The sequence below is a fragment of the Streptomyces sp. BF23-19 genome, from assembly GCF_041106355.1.
Classification (GTDB): domain Bacteria; phylum Actinomycetota; class Actinomycetes; order Streptomycetales; family Streptomycetaceae; genus Streptomyces; species Streptomyces virginiae_A.
This window is the reverse complement of record NZ_JBGBPT010000048.1, coordinates 40,372-57,621: the sequence shown is the minus strand read 5'-3', so window position 1 is coordinate 57,621 and position 17,250 is coordinate 40,372. Positions and strand designations below refer to the sequence as shown.

Here is a 17,250-nt window from a genome sequence, read left to right as displayed (position 1 = left end):
ACGGGCGCCCGGGGTAGCCCAACAGGACTGCGGGGAACAGGGTTCGATGCCGCAGATACTGCTGTGACCTGCTGGTTCTGCCGCAGTTTCTACGGAGCGTCTCGCCCACTGGACGGCAAGGTTTGGACTTTTCGCCAAAAGCCGGGCAAGGGGCCTACAGTTGAGCGGGAATCGACTCGTCTGGGCGAGCGTTCTTCGGGTAGAACAGATCCTTACACCCCTCATCCGGGGCTCAGGGCGCGCGTGCGGCGCGCCCGCGCGTACGAACCTCCCCTTCGCGGAGACGGGCCAACCGTTGACGCGGAGTACGGACGCGGTGCCCGCCCACCCCTTAACCAGGAGTGGCCACCCTCAACGATTCAAAGGACTTAAGGGGTCACACGAAGTGGCAGCGGAAATCTTCAACCCTCGCAGTGACAGCGTCACGGACAACAACCCGGACGCGGTGTTCGCGCTGCACCGGGGCGGCAAGATGGCCATCCAGGCCACAGTGCCGGTCACCAACAAGGATGACCTCTCCCTCGCCTACACGCCCGGCGTGGCGAAGGTCTGCAGCGCCATCGCCGAGCAGCCGGAGCTGGTGAACGAGTACACCTGGAAGTCCAACGTGGTCGCCGTCGTCACCGACGGTACGGCCGTGCTCGGACTCGGTGACATCGGTCCCGAAGCCTCCCTCCCGGTCATGGAGGGCAAGGCCATCCTCTTCAAGCAGTTCGGTGGCGTCGACGCGGTTCCGATCGCGCTCGCCACCAAGGACACGGACGAGATCATCGAGACGGTCATCCGTCTCGCCCCGTCCTTCGGCGGCGTGAACCTCGAGGACATCTCGGCGCCTCGCTGCTTCGAGATCGAGCGCCGCCTCCAGGAGGCGCTGGACATCCCGATCTTCCACGACGACCAGCACGGCACGGCCATCGTGACGCTCGCCGCGCTGCGCAACGCCGCGAAGCTGACGGGTCGCACCCTCGGCGACCTGCGCGCCGTGATCTCGGGTGCGGGCGCGGCCGGTATCGCCATCGCCAAGATCCTCGTGGACGCGGGCATCGGCGACGTCTGCGTCACCGACCGCAAGGGCGTCGTGTCCGCGGACCGCGACGACCTGACGGACGTCAAGGCGGAGATCGCGAGCCTGACCAACAAGACCGGCCAGACGGGCTCCCTGGAGACCGCGCTGAACGGTGCGGACGTCTTCATCGGCGTCTCCGGCGGTACGGTGCCGGAGGAGGCGGTGGCCTCGATGGCGAAGGACGCGTTCGTCTTCGCCATGGCCAACCCGAACCCGGAGGTCCACCCGGACGTCGCGCACAAGTACGCGGCGGTCGTGGCCACGGGCCGTTCGGACTTCCCCAACCAGATCAACAACGTGCTGGCGTTCCCGGGCATCTTCGCGGGCGCCCTCAAGGTGCGCGCCACCCGGATCACCGAGGGCATGAAGATCGCCGCCGCCGACGCCATCGCCGGCGTCGTGGGTGACGAGCTCGCCGCCGACTACGTGATCCCGTCGCCGTTCGACGAGCGCGTGGCCGAGGCCGTCGCCACGGCCGTGGCCGCCGCGGCCAAGGTCGACGGAGTGGCCCGCCTGGTCTGAGACCGGAGCTGAGCAGTACGCGCAGAGGCCCGACCGGATCCCTCCGGTCGGGCCTCTGCGTTTCCCCGTCACCGCACGGGTGCGACGAAGGCCTCACCCGTGCGGTCGCGGGAGGTCTGGAACCCGGCCCTACCGAGCGGTAGCGTCGCCGCATGTTCGCTGCCTACGCCGCCCGAATCGACCGTGACCAGCCGCTGAACGGCCTTGAGCTGGGCGACCGCCCGGCCCCCGAGGCCCGGCCCGGCTGGGTGACCGTGAACGTCAAGGCCGCCTCCCTCAACCACCACGACCTGTGGTCGCTGCGCGGGGTCGGCCTCGGCGAGGAAAGACTCCCGATGATCCTCGGCTGCGACGCCGCCGGGATCGACCAGGACGGCAACGAGGTCGTCCTGCACTCCGTGATCGGCCAGAGCGGTCACGGGGTCGGCCCGGACGAGCCGCGCTCGATCCTGACCGAGCGCTACCAGGGGACCTTCGCCGAGCAGGTGACCGTCCCCGCCTGGAACGTGCTGCGCAAGCCCGCGGAGCTGACCTTCGAGGAGGCCGCCTGCCTTCCGACGGCCTGGCTGACGGCGTACCGGATGCTGTTCACCAACGCCGGGGTCCGCCCCGGGGACTCCGTCCTGGTGCAGGGCGCCGGCGGGGGTGTCGCGACCGCCGCGATCGCCCTCGGCAAGGCGGCCGGCCTGCGGGTCTTCGCCACGAGCCGGGACGAGGCCAAGCGCAAGCGGGCCGTGGAGCTGGGCGCCGTGGAGGCCTTCGAGCCGGGCGCGCGGCTGCCGCAGCGGGTGGACGCGGTGATCGAGACGGTGGGCGCGGCCACCTGGTCGCACTCCGTGAAGTCCCTGCGCCCGGGCGGCACCCTGGTGATCTCCGGCGCCACCAGCGGCGACCGCCCCGCGCACGCCGAGCTGACCCGGATCTTCTTCCTGGAGCTGAAGGTGGTCGGCTCGACGATGGGCTCGAAGGACGAGCTGGAGGACCTCCTCGCCTTCTGCGCGACCACCGGGCTGCGGCCGGTGATCGACGAGGTGCTGCCGCTGGACCGGGCGCGGGAGGGGTTCGAGAAGCTCGCGTCGGGCGACCTCTTCGGAAAGATCGTCCTCACCCCCTGACCCTCTTGGATGTCAACTGAGGTTGACGAACCTCTCTCGTCAACCTACATTGACATCCATGACCGAAGCCACTGATCTCGCCGAGCGGGCCGGTGACCGTGACCCGCGCGTGGGCCTGCATGCCGTGGCCGCCCTTCGCAGGCTGCTGGAGCAGCTGGAGGCCGTACAGGTACGCAGCGCCCGCGCGCAGGGTTGGTCCTGGCAGGAGATCGCGGCCGAGCTGGGCGTCAGCCGGCAGGCCGTGCACAAGAAATACGGGAGGCTCTGATGTTCGAACGCTTCACCCGCGACGCCCGGTCGACCGTGACCGGGGCGGTGACCGAGGCCCGCCGGAGCGGGGCCGCCACCGTCACCGAGGAACACCTGCTGCTCTCCCTGCTGGCCCTGGGCACCCTGGACCCGCTCGGCGTGGATCGCACGGCGGTGGCCGCCGACCTCACGGCCGCCCGCCGTCGGGGCGGCATGTCCCGGGCCGACGAGGAGGCGCTGGCCGGGCTCGGCATCGACCTCACCGAGATCGTCTCGCGCATCGAGGAGACCCACGGAGAGGGCGTCCTCGCGACCCCGGCGCCCCGCAGGCGGACCCTGGGCGCCTCGCTCCGCTCCGCCCTCGGCCGAGCGGACACGGGCGACCGCACCGGCAGCCACCACGTCCCCTTCGCCGAGGGGTCGAAGAAGGTGCTGGAGCAGTCCCTACGGATCGCCCTGGGCCGCAAGGACAACCACATCGGCACCCTGCACCTGCTCCTGGCCCTGCTCTCCCGCCCCGGCACCGTCGCCGAGGTCCTGTCGGACCACGGCGTCACCTACAACACCGCCGAAACAACCCTGGCCGCCTGACCACCCACGCCCCGCCCGGGCACGGACTCCGGGGCGGCGCCCACCCTCCCGCCCCGCCGGCGTTCGAGGCGCGAGGTCCCTCCAGCCTCGCCGGCGTTTGAGGCGCGGGGTCCGGGGCGGCGCCCCGGCAGCGGTGTCGCAGGTGGGCTACGACGTGACCCCGAACGTGGTTCCCAGTCGGCCGCGTGCGGCTTCGAGGTGCCGGCGGGCCTCGGCCACCTGGGCCGAGGTCACCCCCCGGTCCCGGGCCGCGTCGCGCACCTCGTCGCGGAAACGGTCGAGCAGCCGGTCGAGGTCACGGGCCGGCTCACCGGTGGCCGTCAGATCCGCGGCCCACTCCGAAGCCCGATCCGCGTCCGCCGCCGCCGAGGCATCGGCCGAGCCCGCGGCAGGCGCACCGCCGAGCCAGGCTCCCGCCAGGCTGCCCAGGACTCCGCCGGACTTGGCGAACTGCTCCTGCAGCTGGCCCGCGATGCGCTGGACCTCCTCGCGGGCCCGCTCCTGGGCCTCCTTGGCCTGGCGGCGGGCCTGCTGCGCCTCCTCACGGGCGCGGCGGCTCTCGTCCTTCGCCCGGCGCGCCTGTTCCTTCCACTCCTGCCGCGCCTTGCGCAGGTCCTCCTTGGCGGCCTTCCAGGACTCGTCCTCGACCCGGGTCGCCGAGGCCGAGGCCGCGGCCCGCATCTCGCGACGCAGGTCACCGGCCGCGCCCCGGACGTCGTCACGGATCTCGGCGGCGAGTTCGGTCACCGAGTCGCGGATCTCCAGTTCCAGGTCGGCCAGTTCGCCGCCGCGGTCGGCCAGTTCGGCCCGGCCGGCGTCGGTGATCGAGTACACCTTGCGCCCGCCCTCGGTGGCGTGCGTGACCAGGCCCTCGGCCTCCAGCTTCGCCAGTCGCGGGTACACGGTGCCCGCGGAGGGCGCGTACAGGCCCTGGAAGCGCTCCTCCAGCAGGCGGATCACCTCGTACCCGTGACGCGGGGCCTCGTCCAGCAACTTGAGGAGGTACAGGCGGAGTCGGCCGTGGGCGAAGACGGGCGGCATGTCAGAGCACCTTCTTGTCGAGCGTGAGGGGGGCCGCGGGGCCCTCGGCGTCGGCCTGCGGACGACGCAACAGCGCGATCGAGCCGGAGACCGTGGTCGCCCGCAGGGTGCCCGCGCCGGAGCCTAGAGTTCCGGTGATCCGCTTGGCGCCCATCTGCCCCGAGACCCGCAGGTCCTCGAAGGCGTTGGAGACGCGGCCGGTGGCGGTGTTGGCCTCGACCTTGGCGTCGGCGGGGTGCGGGAGGCGGATCGCGACCTGCCCGGAGACGGAGTTGAGGAAGATGTCCACCGGCTCGGGGGCGGCCGGGTCCGCGGCGAGGTCGATGAGCATGTCACCGCTGACCGAGTCGGCCCGTACGTTGCCGCCCGAGCCGTCGACCACCGTCAGGCCGCCGGAGACGGAGTGGAAGCCGAACTCGCCGGAGACGGACTGGGCCTCGACGCTGCCGGACACGGTGTGCGCCCTGACCCGGCCGGACAGCCCGACCAGCGTGGCATCGCCGGAGACCCCGTTGACGTCCGTACCGCCGGAGATGCCGGAGACGAAGACGGCGGCGCCGACCGCTGCCACGTGGACCTGAGTGGCGGCGGGCACGGTGAGGGTGATCGCGACGCTGCGCTCCCAGGCCTTGCGGCCCGAGGCGGAACCGGCCCAGGCCTTCCAGGGCTTGGTCTCGAACCACTGCTTGAGGCCCTGGGAGCCGTTCCAGGGCAGGTCCTCGTAGGAGACGGTCAGCGTGCCGCCGTCCTGTACGACGTACAGCGGCGGTCCGTCCACCTCGGTCACCTCCAGGCGGGCCGGCCCCTCCTCGGCGGCGACCACGTTCACCGTGCCGCTCACGAGGCGGACGCGGAGCTCGGTCACCGGCTCCTCGAAGGTGAGCTTCTGCGCTTCGGCGAAGTGCCACGTCGTCGGCGACGACGACTCGGGCGACTGCTCTGCCATGGTGCTGATCCTCCTCGTGCGTTCACGGACCGGGCTCGACGCACGCAACATATCGCGTCTTCTGTTAACACGATATATCGCGGTTGAGGGAAGTCAAGCGCCCTGCCGGAACCCCGCCGATCGGTCCGTTTTGCACTATTGTGTGGGCATGTCAATATCCAGGGCCGCGACCGGCGGAATGCTGCTCTGCCGCGCCGAACCCCTTGCCGTCCGGCCCCCGGCACACCTGTTGCGCGTGCGCCTGCTGCTCGCCCCGGCGGGCGGGTGGAGCGTGCTCGTCCCCGAGGACAAGCCCTGGCGGGACGGCCCCGAGACCGTGGCGGAGGTCCTCACCGACTGGGGCTCGGCGCTCGCGACGGGCACCACCTGGCCGGTGCTGAGCCTGTGGTGGGAGGCCGGCCGGGCCGGATTCGCCCTGGCCGGCGGGTTCCGGCGGACCGTCGCCCACGCGTGGGACGCGGCCGGGAGTCCGTCCGGCGAGCCCGATGCCATGCGGGCCCTGTCGGCGCGGCTCGGCCTGGACCCCGTGCTCGACCTGGCGGAACTGGAGCGCCTCACCCGTGCGGACGCCGACCCCGCCGTGGACGGGGAGGCCCGGCTGCTCGCGCTGGTCGCGCTGCTCACGCGTGCCGGACTGGCACTGCCGCCCGGGCTCGCCCCGGGCGAGTCGGCCGACCGGCTGCGGGCCGCGGCCCGGGTGGCGCCCGGAGTGGAACCGCTGGAGTGGTCGGGCTGGCGCGACGCGGTACGGGCCGAACTCGACGCGGCGGAACGGGGCCCGCTGGGCCCGTGGGTCCGCGGCCCGCGGGCCCGGCTGCTGGGCACGGCCCAAGTGGCGGCGGGAGCACCCCTGCTGGCCTGGGCGGCCCACCGCCGCAGCCCGGGGTGGGCGACGGCGGGCGCGGTCCTGCTCGCGCAGGGGACCGCGGCCCTGGCGTACGACCGGGCCCGGGCCCGACGCTGAGGAGCGCACCGGGCCCGGACGCCGGGTGGGTGGTCAGCGGGCCGCGGTCGGCAGCTCCTTGATCCGGTCGACGACCGTCCGGTTCATGACGGCGCTGGTGGACACGACCGTGCCGGGCTTGATCAGGCCCTGCTCGCCGGACTCGCCCTGCACCTGGACGCTGCGCTCGCCCAGGAAGGTGAGGGTCTGGCTGTCGAAGATCCACTCTTCGCGCTGACCGGAGTGCTCGTCGAGTCGGGCGACCGCGATCCCGCTGCGGCCCGCGGCGTCGACCGCCTCGTCCACCGTCACCACGCCGGGGATCTTCGCCGCGGCCTTGTACAGCGCGGCCGTGAGCTCGGCCGGCGGATAGCTGCCGCGCAGCAGGTCGCCGATCGTGGTGAACGCCTCCTGGTCGGGGCCGCGGCCGTGGCCCTGGGTCTCCTGGTAGATCCGCTTCAGCAGCACGTCGGGGTCGGTGGGGAGCCCCGCGAGGTAGTCGTACGTGGGCGCGTTGAGGTAGGGCGTCGGAGTGTTGCCCTTCTCGTCGGGCCCGGCCAGGGTCACGCCCTCCGGGCCGGTGTTACCGGGCTCGATCAGCCAGCCCTTCGTGCCGTCCGGGGAGTTCCACTGGTGGCGCATGTGCAGTTCTTCGCTGACCAGGGTGCTCTTGTCGCCGACGGTCTTCACGTAGGTGTTGGCCGTCTTGCTCCCGATGTAGATGAACTGGTCCGCTCGCACCGCCGGGCCGGAGGCCGAGGCGGCGGAGGAGGCCAGGGAGATGCGGTCCAGGAGCTGTGGCGTCCCCTGGGGGTCGGCGGCGCCGATCCGGGTGGTGAGCGCCGGGCCCGTGGCCATCGTGGAGCCGGGTCCGTCCGCGGCGCCCCGGTCCACGTAGGAGAGGAAGCCGACGGCGAGCGCGCCGGCCAGGGCGAAGGCCGCGGCGGGCACGAAGAACGCCCGGCGCGGGAACGGGTTGCGCGAGCGGCCCGCACGGGCGGGGCCGGCCGGGGCGGGGGTGGGGACGTCGGCGGCGCGGAGGTCTTCGTGGATCTGGGCCATCAGGCGCTCCTTGTGGAACTGGTGGCGGCCCGCGGGCAGTTCCCGTTCGGCGAACGGCAGGAGGAGCGGGTGCTCCTCCCCGCCGGCCGGGCGGGGCCGGGAGAGGTCGGGGTTCATCGGGTTCCTTCCTGTGCGGACCGGACCGTGTTCGTGCGGTCGCCATATGTCTGTCGGGGCCGAGCCGCGGGTTCCCGCTTTTTCTTCTTCAGTTCTGTTTCAGCGAGTTTGCGTAGCTTCGTACGGGCCCGGGACAGTCTGGACCGGACGGTTCCGACCGGGATGCCGAGGACCTGGGCGGCTTCGGCGTACTCCAGGCCCTCGCCCAGGCACAGCAGGAGCACTTCTCGCTCGGGTCCGCGCAGCGCGCTCAACTGCCCGAGCGTGGCCTCGATCCGCCGCCTGTCGTCGAGGCGGCCGGCCACCTCCTCGGCATGGTCGGGCACGGATACGGCACCGGCCGCCGCCGTGGCGGCGGCAGCGGCCCGATAGCGCCGATTGCTGCGGCAGTGGTTGCGGGCGAGGTTGGTGGCGATGCCCAGCAGCCAGGGCCGCAAGGAGCCGCCCTCGGGGTCGATCGTGCCGCGCAGCCGCCACGCCTCCAGGAAGGCGGCGGACATGACGTCCTCCGCGGCGGCCCAGTCGCCGGTCATCCGGAAGGCATGGTTGTAGAGGGTGCGCGCGTAGCTGTCGAACAGCTCCGCATAGGCGTCCGGATCCCCGGACCGCACCCGGGTTCGCATCTCTGTGGTCACTCCTGTCAGCTGTCCGGCACCCGGGGTGGAGTTCCCGTGACCCGCGTCACGTCCACCGCGGAGCGGTCGGCCGCCGCCCCTGGGCCGTTCCGGAAGCCCTCTGGGCCCGCGAGGCTACGCCACCTCCAGCAGGGGGCTCGCGTGGTGGTGCAGCCAGGCTCGGTACGGGGGCGTCCGCAGGGCGGCCTCGCGATAGGCGGCGCGCAGGTCCTCGTAGACCTCCGCGTGCGCGCCGGGTCGGGTGGCCAGCAGCAGGCGTACGGCGAGCGGGTCCCCGCAGAGCGGCCGGATCGCCATGTCCTCGCGCGGCCCGGAGGTCGGCTGGCAGGGGGCGACCGCCTCACCGGAGATGATCAACGAGGCGGCTGTGTGGTAGTCGGCGTGCAGCACCGGCGGATCGAGTCCGGCTCCGGCGAAGACCCGGCGCAGGCCGTCCCACTCGCCGTCGACCGAGGGGTCGACCATCCAGCGGTCGGCGGCCAGGTCCCGTAAGGAGACCACCGCCTGCCCGGCGGCCGGATGGTCCCGGGACATCGACACGAACTGCGGTTCCCGTTCCATGAGTACGCGCACCTGCAGCCCCGGTGGCACCCGTAGCGGGCTGCCCTCCACCTCGTGCACGAACGCCACGTCCAGCTGTCCCGCGGCGACCATCCGGAGCAGCGCGTTGGCGGAGACGTCCACCACCAGCGAGGTCTCGGTGTCCGGAAGCCGCCGGTGGATCCGCCGCAGCCAGCCCGGCAGCGCGCTGCTGGCGGTCGAGCCGATGCGCAGCCGCGAGGCGTGGGCCAGTTCGCGGGCCTCCGCGACCAGCGCGGCCATCTCGGCGAGGAGCGGGCGGGCCCGGCCCAGCACGGTCCGACCGAAGGGGGTGGGGCGGCAGCCGGTCCGCTCGCGCAGGAACAGCTCGCCGTCGAGGGCCCGCTCGATGCGGCGCAACTGGGTCGTCAGGGAGGGCTGGCTCACGCCGAGTTGCCGGGCGGCCTTGTGCAGGCTTCCGGCGTCGGCGATGGCGCACAGTGCGCGCAGATGCCTGACCTCAAGCTCCATGACCCGAGGGTAGGCCGGTCCCTGCGGACCGCACCAGCCACCGATAGCCCCCCGAATCCCGCCATTCTCACGCTTGTTGGGCTGCCGAAAACTTGCCGATAGGTCCGCGTTATCGGGGAGTGACATCATCCGCCGGGCACTTGTGCTCCCGCAGACTCCGGTTCGAAAGACCACCCCCCACCGCACCGGACGAGTAGGAGCTCCCCCACATGCGCCACTCCCGTAAGGCCATGCTGGCCACGACCGTCGGCCTCGGCCTCGCCGCCACCCTTGGTGTCGTCCCCACCGCCACCGCCGCGCCCGCTCCCGTCGGAAACGCCGTGAGCTACGCCGCGTACGAGCGTTCGCCGGAGAACGAGGCCGCCAACGCGGCCTTCTTCGAGGCCGTGCAGCGCTCGGTCGCCGAGCAGCGCGCCGCCAACCCCGGCGTTCTGGCCGTGACCGTCACGTACAACACCCGCAGTGCCCCCAGCTTCCGCAGCCAGATAGCCCGCTCCACGCAGATCTGGAACAGCTCGGTGTCCAACGTCAAGCTGCAGGAGGTGTCCTCGGGCGGGAACTTCTCGTACCGCGAGGGCAACGACTCACGTGGCTCGTACGCGAGCACGGACGGGCACGGCCGGGGATACATCTTCCTGGACTACCGGCAGAACCAGCAGTACAACTCCACCCGGGTGACGGCGCACGAGACCGGCCACGTGCTGGGTCTGCCGGACCACTACTCGGGCCCGTGCAGCGAGCTGATGTCGGGTGGCGGCCCGGGCACGTCGTGCACGAACGCCAACCCGAACTCCGCCGAGCGGTCGCGCGTCAACCAGCTCTGGGCCAACGGCTTCGCCTCGGGCCTGGGCGCGAAGGACCTCGCCACCAAGGGCTGAGTCACCGCTCCTCGGGGTCCGAGTAGTCACGGCAGTCGGGGTTCCGGCAGGGACCCCGACCCCACACCGGAACGAAGATCCCGAGGGACTTGCGCCGCCTGACCACTGTGTCGACGCGGCGTCCGCACGCCGGGCACGTCTGCTGTTCGTGCCCGGCCTGCGGGGCCACGGTCTCGTGCGTGTGGTGCTGCTGTTCACCGGCCATACCTCCACGGTAGGCCGGTTCCGTGCGTTCGGCGGGTCAGCTCTCGCGGACGGCGTACGTGCTGATGATCTGGCCGCCGCCGAAGGTCTTGACCCCGGTGAGCTCCAGGAGGCGCACGTCGAAGCCGGCGCGGGACATCGGCATACCGGTGCCCGCGAAGACCGGGTAGGTCTTGACGATGATCTCGTCGATCTCGTCGATCAGCTGGGTGGCGAGGTCCGCTCCGCCGCAGAGCCAGATGCCGAGACCGTCCCGGGCCTTCAGCTCGCGGACCTGCGCCGCGAGGTCGCCGCTGATCAGCCGGACCTGCGGGTCCGGCGGGGTGGCGAGGGAGCCCGAGACGACGTACTGCTCGGGCAGGTGGCCGTAGGGGCTGGTCATGCCCTGCTTCAGGCCCGGCTCGTAGGTGTTGCGGCCCATGATCACCGCGTCGAAGCGCTGGGGCGCCGCGTCGGCGATCCCGAGCTGGACGCGTGCCTGGGCCGAGATGGTCTCGGGGTATTCAGCCGCCAGGTGACCGACGAACTCGGCGTCGAGGTGGCTGTAGAAGAAATCGCCGTCGCCGTTCGGGGCCCCGATGAACCCGTCGACGGACGTGGCGATGAAGTACGTGAGCTTGCGCAAGCGATTCTCTTCCACTGGGCAGTGCCACCGCACCGGGGCACGTCGAGTAAAGTACTTCGGCTGTAGTGGTTACGCAAGCCCTCGCGTCCCTCGCCTTCCGGAAGGGCCTCACCTCCCGGAAGGGCCTCGCCTCCCGGAAGGGCCTCGCCTCCCGGAAAGGCCCCGCGCGGCCCTCAGCCGCGCGGCTTGCGCCACATCGGCCACATCAGCGGCCCGTCCGGAAGTCGCACCGCCTCTCCCGTGAACTCCCAGCCGAGCCGTTCGTACAGACCCTTGCTGCGCTCGCTGCTCGCCTCCAGGTACGCCGGCACGCCCTCGCGGTCGCAGCGCTCCAGCACCGGCGCGATCAGCTCGCTGCCGAGCCCCTGCCCCTGCCGGCCCGGGGCGACCGCGATCATCAGCAGGTACTCGTGCTCCTCGGCCGTCGGGTGCACCGCGCCCGTCAGGCGCCCCACCAGCTCGCACCGCTCGTTGTCCGGGTCCGCCACGGCCCGCATCCGGGCCGGGACCTCGTCCTCCCCCTCCTGGTCACCCGCCGGGATCCGCAGCCACAGCGCGGCCGCCGAGCCGTCGGCGGCGTAGTCGATCCGGCCCTCCTCCAGCGCCACGTCCACGAAGACGCCCAGGAACTTCCCGTGCACCGCGGCCCGGTGCTCCGGGTCCGGGAAGACCCAGCTGCTCACCGGGTCGGTGCGGAAGGCCTCGTCGAGCAGCCGCGCCACCGCGTCCCGGTCCGACCGATCCGCCTGACGTATCTCCAGTGCCACTGGTCACACCCTTCACTCGCCTGTCAACAACCGCGAGTGATCCTAGAGTTGGCACAGGAATGCGGTAAGGCCCGTTCCGGCACCGTGCGGTACCGGAACAGGCCTCGAACCCCTTCCGCCTACTTCGCCCCCCTCGGGCTCACCTCGTACGGCGCGTCACGAACTCCGCGAGCGCCAACAGCCCGCCCGCCGCCCCGAGGTCCGGTACGGCCCGGGACAGCTGCTGGACCGCGCGTCCCATCCGGTCGGCGGCCTGCGCCTGCGCCCAGTCGCGCCCGCCGGCCCGGTCCACCGCGTCGGCCGCTCGGCGTACGTCGTCCCCGGTCATGGGGCCGGCGTACAGCTCGGCCAGCTCCTTGCCCGCCGCGGTGCCCGAGGTGAGGGCGGCCACGACCGGGAGGGACTTCTTGCGGGCGATCAGGTCGGCCCCGGCGGGCTTGCCGGTGTGCCCCGGGTCCCCCCAGATGCCGATCAGGTCGTCGATCAGCTGGAAGGCCAGACCGGCCTCCCGCCCGAAGGCGTCCATGGCGTCGACCCCGTCCGGGCCGGCCCCCGCGTACAGGGCGCCCAGCGCGCAGGCGCAGCCCAGGAGCGCCCCCGTCTTGGCCGTGGCCATGGCCAGGCACTCGTCGAGCGAGACCTCCGGGCGCTGCTCGAAGGCGCAGTCCGCCTGCTGGCCCGCGCACAGCTCGATGACGCAGGCCGCGAGGCGGGCCGAGGCCGCCGCGGCGGCCGGATGCGGATCCTCCGCGAGCAGCCGCAGCGCGAGCGCCATCATCGCGTCGCCCGTGATGATGGCGTCCGGCGTCCCGAAGACGGTCCAGGCCGTGGGCCGCCCGCGCCGCCGGACGTCCTTGTCGATGATGTCGTCGTGCAGCAGCGTGAAGTTGTGCGCCAGCTCCACGGCCGCCGCCGCCCGTACGGCCTCTTCGACCGGGCCGGCCCCGGGACCGCGCAGGGCCTGGGCGGCGGCCAGCACCAGGGCCGGCCGGATGGCCTTCCCGGCCCCGCCCGCGGCGGGGCTGCCGTCCTGGTGCTCCCAGCCGAAGTGGTACATCGCCACGCGCCGCATCTGACCCGGCAGGCTCTCCACCGTGCGGCGCAGCTGCGGGTCGACCGCTTCTCTCGTCCGTTCCAGCAGGGCCGCGGCGTCCTGGCCCTCACCGGTCGCGATGGCGTTCACGGCGGTCAGCGCCAGCGGCCGATCTCGACGTTCTCCAGCACGCCGAGCGCGTCCGGAACCAGCACCGCGGCGGAGAAGTAGGCGGTGACCAGGTAGGAGATGATCGCCTGCTCGCTGATGCCCATGAACCGGACCGACAGGCTCGGCTCGATCTCGTCCGGGATGCCCGGCTGGTGCAGGCCGATCACGCCCTGCTCGTCCTCGCCGGTGCGCATGCACAGGATGGACGTGGTGCGGGCGTCGCTGATCGGGATCTTGTTGCTGGGGAAGATCGGCACCCCGCGCCAGGCAGGCACCCGGTTGCCGCCGATGTCCACCGACTCCGGGTAGATCCCGCGCTTGTTGCACTCGCGGCCGAAGGCGGCGATCGCCTTGGGGTGCGCCAGGAACAGCTTGGAGCCGCGCCGCATGCTGAGCAGCTGGTCCATGTCGTCGGGGCTGGGCGCGCCGTCGTGCGGCTGGATGCGCTGGTCGTAGTCGGCGTTGTGGAGCAGGCCGAAGTCGCGGTTGTTGAGCATCTCGTGCTCCTGGCGCTCGCGCAGCGCCTCGACCGTGAGCCGCAACTGCTGCTCGGTCTGGTTCATCGGGTGGTTGTAGAGGTCGGCGACGCGGCTGTGCACCCGCAGGACCGTTTGTGCAATGGAGAGTTCGTACTCGCGCGGGCGGGCCTCGTAGTCCACGAAGGTGCCGGGGAGGACGGCCTCGCCGTGGTGGCCGGCGGAGAGCTCGATCGCGGCCTCGCCGTACTTGTTGGTCTCCCGGTCGGGTCGGGTCCGTACGTCCTCGACGTGCTCGCGCAGCGAGTCGACGCGGTCGGCGAGGAGCTGGAAGTCCTGGCGGGACAGGGTGAGCGCGGTGCCGGAGGTGGCGGCGCGGGCGGTGTACTCCCAAATCGATTCTTCATCGACGAGGGAGTCGTCACCGAAGTACGCGCCGTCGGCGACGGTCGCCAGGACGGCGTCCTCCCCGTAGGGGCCGGGCCCGATCTGGTCGACGCGGCCGTGGGCGAGCAGGAAGACCTGGTCGGCGGGGCTGCCGAAGGAGGTGAGCTCCTGGCCGGGTTCGAAGTCGATCTGCCGGCACCGCTGGGCGAGTTCACCGAGGACGTCGAGGTCCTCGTAGTCGCGCAGCAGTGGGAGCTCGCCGAGCTCGGCCGGGATCACCTGGACCTGGGTGCCGGTCTTGATGAACTCCACGACGCCGTTGCCGACCGAGTAGCTGAGCCTGCGGTTGACGCGGTACGTGCCGCCCTGCACCGACACCCACGGCAGCATCTTCAGGAGCCACCGCGAGGTGATCTCCTGCATCTGCGGCGCGGACTTGGTCGTGGTTGCCAAGTTCCGTGCGGCCGTCGTCCCAAGACTGCGCTGCGGTGTCTGGGCCTCGGACTCGGAACCTGCCTGGACCGACATGTCTTTCCCTTTCGATCACTCCATGGATCTGCGGGAGCAGCCTTTCAGTACGGAACGTGGTGGGACCATTACACAAAAGGGTGGGACTACTCCGTGTGGGTGCGGGGCACCCTTTGGGGTCACCCATCCCCCTCATGAGCCACCCCAGCCCCACACACCCCATCGGTTTCGGCCACGCGCGAGACGCCCGGGGCGCGGCTCGAGAGGCCTAACTTGCATCGGATATGCAAATTTACCTACGGTGTCCCCATGCGGCTGACCCGATTCACCGACCTGGCACTGCGCGTCCTGATGCGCCTGGCCGTCGAGGACACGGACCTCCCGACCACCCGTGACGTGGCGGCGACCATGGAGGTCCCCTACACGCACACCGCCAAAGTGGTCGCCAGGCTGCAGCATCTCGGCCTGGTCGAGGCCCGGCGCGGTCGTGGCGGCGGGCTCGCCCTGACCGCCGCCGGGCGCGCCGCGCCGGTCGGCGCGGTGGTGCGCGAGCTGGAGGGCGAGGGCGACGTCGTGGAGTGCGAGGGCACCACCCCGTGCCCGCTGCGCGGCGCCTGCGTACTGCGCGGCGCGCTGCGCCGGGCCCAGGAGGCCTTCTTCGCCGCACTGGACCCGCTCACGGTGAACGACCTGGTGGCATCCCCGACGGGACCGCTCCTGCTGGGCATTTCGAGCAGGGCGCCGACCGGGTCCGGGGGGCTTGGGGGTCCCTGACCCCTCGGGGCCGGCCGATTCTCGCCGCGACCCGGCGGGAGCTCGAACAGAAGTCCGCCTTCCGGCGGTCCTCTGCGATCGAAAATACGCATCTTAGATGCAAATTCACACAGTCACGTCCATCACGCGAGGAGTTCCGCATGCTGTCCGAGAAGTCGAGCGCGACCGTACGAGCCACCCTGCCCGCCGTCGGGGCGGCGATCGGCGACATAGCCGAGCTCTTCTACACCAAGCTCTTCGCGGCCCACCCGGCACTGATCCGCGACCTCTTCAACCGGGGCAACCAGCGCTCCGGCCTCCAGCAGCAGGCCCTCGCGGGCTCCGTCGCCGCCTTCGCGACCCACCTGCTCGCCCACCCGGACACCCGCCCCGACGTGATGCTCGGCCGCATCGCCCACAAGCACGCCAGCCTCGGCGTCACCCGCGAGCAGTACGCGGTCGTCCACGAGCACCTCTTCGCGGCGATCGCCGAGGTCCTCGGCGAGGCCGTCACCCCCGAGGTCGCCCACGCCTGGGACGAGGTCTACTGGCTGATGGCGAACGCCCTGATCACCCTGGAGGAACGGCTCTACGCCGAGCGGCGGGTGGTCGCCGGCGACGTGTGGCGCGAGTGGACCGTCACCGGCCGGGCGGAGGAGACGGCGGACTGCACCACCTTCCGGATCGCCCCCGCGGACGGCGCCCCGGCGCCCACCCACCGGCCCGGCCAGTACGTCTCGGTCCAGGTCGAGCTCCCGGACGGCGCCCGCCAGATCCGCCAGTACAGCCTCATCACCTCCCCCGGTTCCGCGGTGCGCGCGATCACCGTCAAGCGGGTCCACGGGCCGGCCGCCGCGGGCCCCGACGGCGAGGTCTCCAACCACCTGCACGCCCGGATCCGCACCGGCGACACCCTGCGGGTCTCGGCCCCGTACGGCGACCTGGTACTGGCGGACTCGGCCGCACCGGTGCTGCTCGCCTCGGCCGGGATCGGCTGCACCCCGATGCTCTCGATGCTGGAGCACCTGGCCGACACCGGGCACACCGCCCCGGTGACCGTGCTGCACGCCGACCGCTCCCCCGCCGACCACCCGCTGCGGGGCGACCACCGGGCACTGACCCACAAACTGGCCGACGCCTCGGCCCGGTTCTGGTACGAGGAGGCGGCGGAGCCGGGCGACGACGAGGGCCGCATGGACCTCTCGACCGTCCCCCTCGCCCCGGGCACCCGGGCCTACCTGTGCGGACCGCTCCCCTTCATGCGGTCGGTGCGCGAGCAGCTGATCGCCAAGGGGCTGCCGGCCGCCGACATCCACTACGAGGTCTTCGGCCCGGACCTGTGGCTCGCATCGGCCTGATCCGTGGCCGGATCGGCTCGCTCGCCGTACGAACGCACTAGCCGTGGAAGGGATGCCTCCACTAAACCGGAGAGTGACGATACGGACACACAGGGTGTCCGTCGCGCACCGCAACGAAGGAGGCGGCCATGGCCGCACCCATGTCCGCGGACCGTTTCATCAACGCACTGCGCAACGAGGGCCTGACCGTCGTCGAAGTCGGCGCCTGGCGCACCCACAACCGCAACCACAAGGGCCCCTGGGGGCCGGTGCACGGGGTGATGATCCACCACACCGTCACCCGGGGTACCGCGTACACCGTCGAGCTCTGCCGGGAGGGCCACAGCGCCCTGCCCGGCCCGCTCTGCCACGGCGTGATCGCCAAGGACGGGCGGGTCCACCTCGTGGGCTACGGCCGCGCCAACCACGCGGGCGCGGGCGACTCCGACGTCCTGGCTGCGGTGATCGCCGAGAAGCGGCTGCCGCCGGACAACGAGACGGACACCGACGGCAACCGCCACTTCTACGGCTTCGAGTGCGAGAACCTCGGCGACGGCGTGGACCCCTGGCCGGCGGTCCAGCTCGACGCCATCGCCCGCGCCTCGGCGGCGATCTGCCGCATCCACCGCTGGACGGAGCGCTCGGTGATCGGCCATCGCGAGTGGCAGCCGGGCAAGGTCGACCCCAGGGGCTTCACGATGGACGCCATGCGCGCCCGCGTCGGCGAACGCCTGAAGTAGCCGGCCCCCGTGGCCGGCGGCTCCGGGCCGTCCTCCCCAGGCCGTCCTCCCCAGGCCGTCCTCCCCAGGCCGGC

At 72.0% G+C, this 17,250-nt stretch carries 19 protein-coding genes; 9 read left to right on the top strand and 10 right to left on the bottom strand.

Going from position 1 to position 17,250, the window contains the following annotated elements; genetic code table 11:
• Window positions 1-397 precede the first annotated feature (397 nt).
• From AB8A24_RS25570 to AB8A24_RS25555, 4 genes are all read left to right on the top strand, one after another.
• Window positions 398-1,588, top strand: a complete 1,191-nt coding sequence (locus AB8A24_RS25570; protein ID WP_328965854.1) for an NADP-dependent malic enzyme — start codon at window positions 398-400, stop codon at window positions 1,586-1,588.
• A 152-nt stretch (window positions 1,589-1,740) separates the two neighbouring features.
• On the top strand, window positions 1,741-2,703 hold the full coding sequence (locus AB8A24_RS25565; protein ID WP_030764417.1) for a quinone oxidoreductase: 963 nt from the start codon (window positions 1,741-1,743) through the stop codon (window positions 2,701-2,703).
• A 58-nt stretch (window positions 2,704-2,761) separates the two neighbouring features.
• Window positions 2,762-2,971, top strand: a complete 210-nt coding sequence (locus AB8A24_RS25560; protein ID WP_369477748.1) for a helix-turn-helix domain-containing protein — start codon at window positions 2,762-2,764, stop codon at window positions 2,969-2,971.
• On the top strand, window positions 2,971-3,543 hold the full coding sequence (locus AB8A24_RS25555) for a Clp protease N-terminal domain-containing protein (protein WP_369477747.1): 573 nt from the start codon (window positions 2,971-2,973) through the stop codon (window positions 3,541-3,543). The genes AB8A24_RS25560 and AB8A24_RS25555 overlap by 1 nt, the downstream gene beginning before the upstream one ends.
• 147 nt (window positions 3,544-3,690) lie before the next feature.
• Here AB8A24_RS25555 and AB8A24_RS25550 read toward each other — a convergent pair whose 3' ends face one another.
• Window positions 3,691-4,584, bottom strand: a complete 894-nt coding sequence (locus AB8A24_RS25550) for a helix-turn-helix transcriptional regulator (protein WP_328961728.1) — start codon at window positions 4,582-4,584, stop codon at window positions 3,691-3,693.
• A 1-nt stretch (window position 4,585) separates the two neighbouring features.
• Window positions 4,586-5,530: a DUF4097 domain-containing protein gene (locus AB8A24_RS25545; protein ID WP_369477746.1), complete on the bottom strand. Its 945-nt coding sequence runs from the start codon at window positions 5,528-5,530 to the stop codon at window positions 4,586-4,588.
• 154 nt (window positions 5,531-5,684) lie between these two features.
• Here AB8A24_RS25545 and AB8A24_RS25540 point away from each other — a divergent pair, with 154 nt between their 5' ends.
• Window positions 5,685-6,494: a hypothetical protein gene (locus AB8A24_RS25540; RefSeq protein ID WP_328965855.1), complete on the top strand. Its 810-nt coding sequence runs from the start codon at window positions 5,685-5,687 to the stop codon at window positions 6,492-6,494.
• A gap of 33 nt (window positions 6,495-6,527) precedes the next feature.
• Here AB8A24_RS25540 and AB8A24_RS25535 read toward each other — a convergent pair whose 3' ends face one another.
• The 3 genes from AB8A24_RS25535 to AB8A24_RS25525 form a co-directional block, all read right to left on the bottom strand.
• Window positions 6,528-7,652: a CU044_5270 family protein gene (locus AB8A24_RS25535; RefSeq protein ID WP_328961730.1), complete on the bottom strand. Its 1,125-nt coding sequence runs from the start codon at window positions 7,650-7,652 to the stop codon at window positions 6,528-6,530.
• Window positions 7,649-8,275, bottom strand: coding sequence for an RNA polymerase sigma factor (locus tag AB8A24_RS25530; RefSeq protein WP_328961731.1), 627 nt, complete (start codon window positions 8,273-8,275; stop codon window positions 7,649-7,651). The genes AB8A24_RS25535 and AB8A24_RS25530 overlap by 4 nt, the downstream gene beginning before the upstream one ends.
• 126 nt (window positions 8,276-8,401) lie before the next feature.
• Complete coding sequence (locus tag AB8A24_RS25525) at window positions 8,402-9,337, bottom strand: LysR family transcriptional regulator (RefSeq protein ID WP_030711543.1); 936 nt, start codon at window positions 9,335-9,337, stop codon at window positions 8,402-8,404.
• Window positions 9,338-9,546: 209 nt separating this feature from the next.
• Between AB8A24_RS25525 and snpA the strand changes: the two genes are divergently transcribed.
• A complete protein-coding gene (gene snpA / locus AB8A24_RS25520; RefSeq protein ID WP_030711546.1) occupies window positions 9,547-10,215 on the top strand; it encodes a snapalysin in 669 nt (222 codons plus the stop codon).
• A 1-nt stretch (window position 10,216) separates the two neighbouring features.
• On the opposite strand, the gene AB8A24_RS25515 is transcribed toward snpA, so the two are convergent.
• The 5 genes from AB8A24_RS25515 to AB8A24_RS25495 all read right to left on the bottom strand — a co-directional run bounded on the left by AB8A24_RS25515 (window position 10,217) and on the right by AB8A24_RS25495 (window position 14,406).
• On the bottom strand, window positions 10,217-10,420 hold the full coding sequence (locus AB8A24_RS25515; RefSeq protein WP_328961732.1) for a hypothetical protein: 204 nt from the start codon (window positions 10,418-10,420) through the stop codon (window positions 10,217-10,219).
• Between the two features lie 36 nt (window positions 10,421-10,456).
• Window positions 10,457-11,044 (bottom strand): dihydrofolate reductase family protein, encoded by a 588-nt coding sequence (locus AB8A24_RS25510; protein ID WP_328961733.1) that lies wholly within the window; start codon window positions 11,042-11,044, stop codon window positions 10,457-10,459.
• A gap of 173 nt (window positions 11,045-11,217) precedes the next feature.
• The gene (locus AB8A24_RS25505) at window positions 11,218-11,811 is read right to left on the bottom strand and encodes a GNAT family N-acetyltransferase (RefSeq protein WP_328961734.1); all 594 of its coding nucleotides are present in this window, start codon (window positions 11,809-11,811) and stop codon (window positions 11,218-11,220) included.
• Window positions 11,812-11,950: 139 nt separating this feature from the next.
• Window positions 11,951-13,003: a family 2 encapsulin nanocompartment cargo protein polyprenyl transferase gene (locus AB8A24_RS25500; protein WP_328965856.1), complete on the bottom strand. Its 1,053-nt coding sequence runs from the start codon at window positions 13,001-13,003 to the stop codon at window positions 11,951-11,953.
• Window positions 13,000-14,406 carry a family 2B encapsulin nanocompartment shell protein gene (locus AB8A24_RS25495; protein WP_328961735.1) on the bottom strand — a complete coding sequence of 469 codons (1,407 nt, stop codon included), beginning with the start codon at window positions 14,404-14,406 and terminating at the stop codon, window positions 13,000-13,002. Before AB8A24_RS25495 ends, AB8A24_RS25500 begins: the two co-directional genes overlap by 4 nt.
• 249 nt (window positions 14,407-14,655) lie before the next feature.
• Between AB8A24_RS25495 and AB8A24_RS25490 the strand changes: the two genes are divergently transcribed.
• From AB8A24_RS25490 to AB8A24_RS25480, 3 genes are all read left to right on the top strand, one after another.
• Window positions 14,656-15,120 carry an Rrf2 family transcriptional regulator gene (locus tag AB8A24_RS25490; RefSeq protein ID WP_369477745.1) on the top strand — a complete coding sequence of 155 codons (465 nt, stop codon included), beginning with the start codon at window positions 14,656-14,658 and terminating at the stop codon, window positions 15,118-15,120.
• Between the two features lie 140 nt (window positions 15,121-15,260).
• Complete coding sequence (locus tag AB8A24_RS25485; protein ID WP_328961737.1) at window positions 15,261-16,457, top strand: globin domain-containing protein; 1,197 nt, start codon at window positions 15,261-15,263, stop codon at window positions 16,455-16,457.
• 128 nt (window positions 16,458-16,585) lie between these two features.
• The gene (locus tag AB8A24_RS25480) at window positions 16,586-17,176 is read left to right on the top strand and encodes an N-acetylmuramoyl-L-alanine amidase (RefSeq protein ID WP_328961738.1); all 591 of its coding nucleotides are present in this window, start codon (window positions 16,586-16,588) and stop codon (window positions 17,174-17,176) included.
• Window positions 17,177-17,250 lie beyond the last annotated feature (74 nt).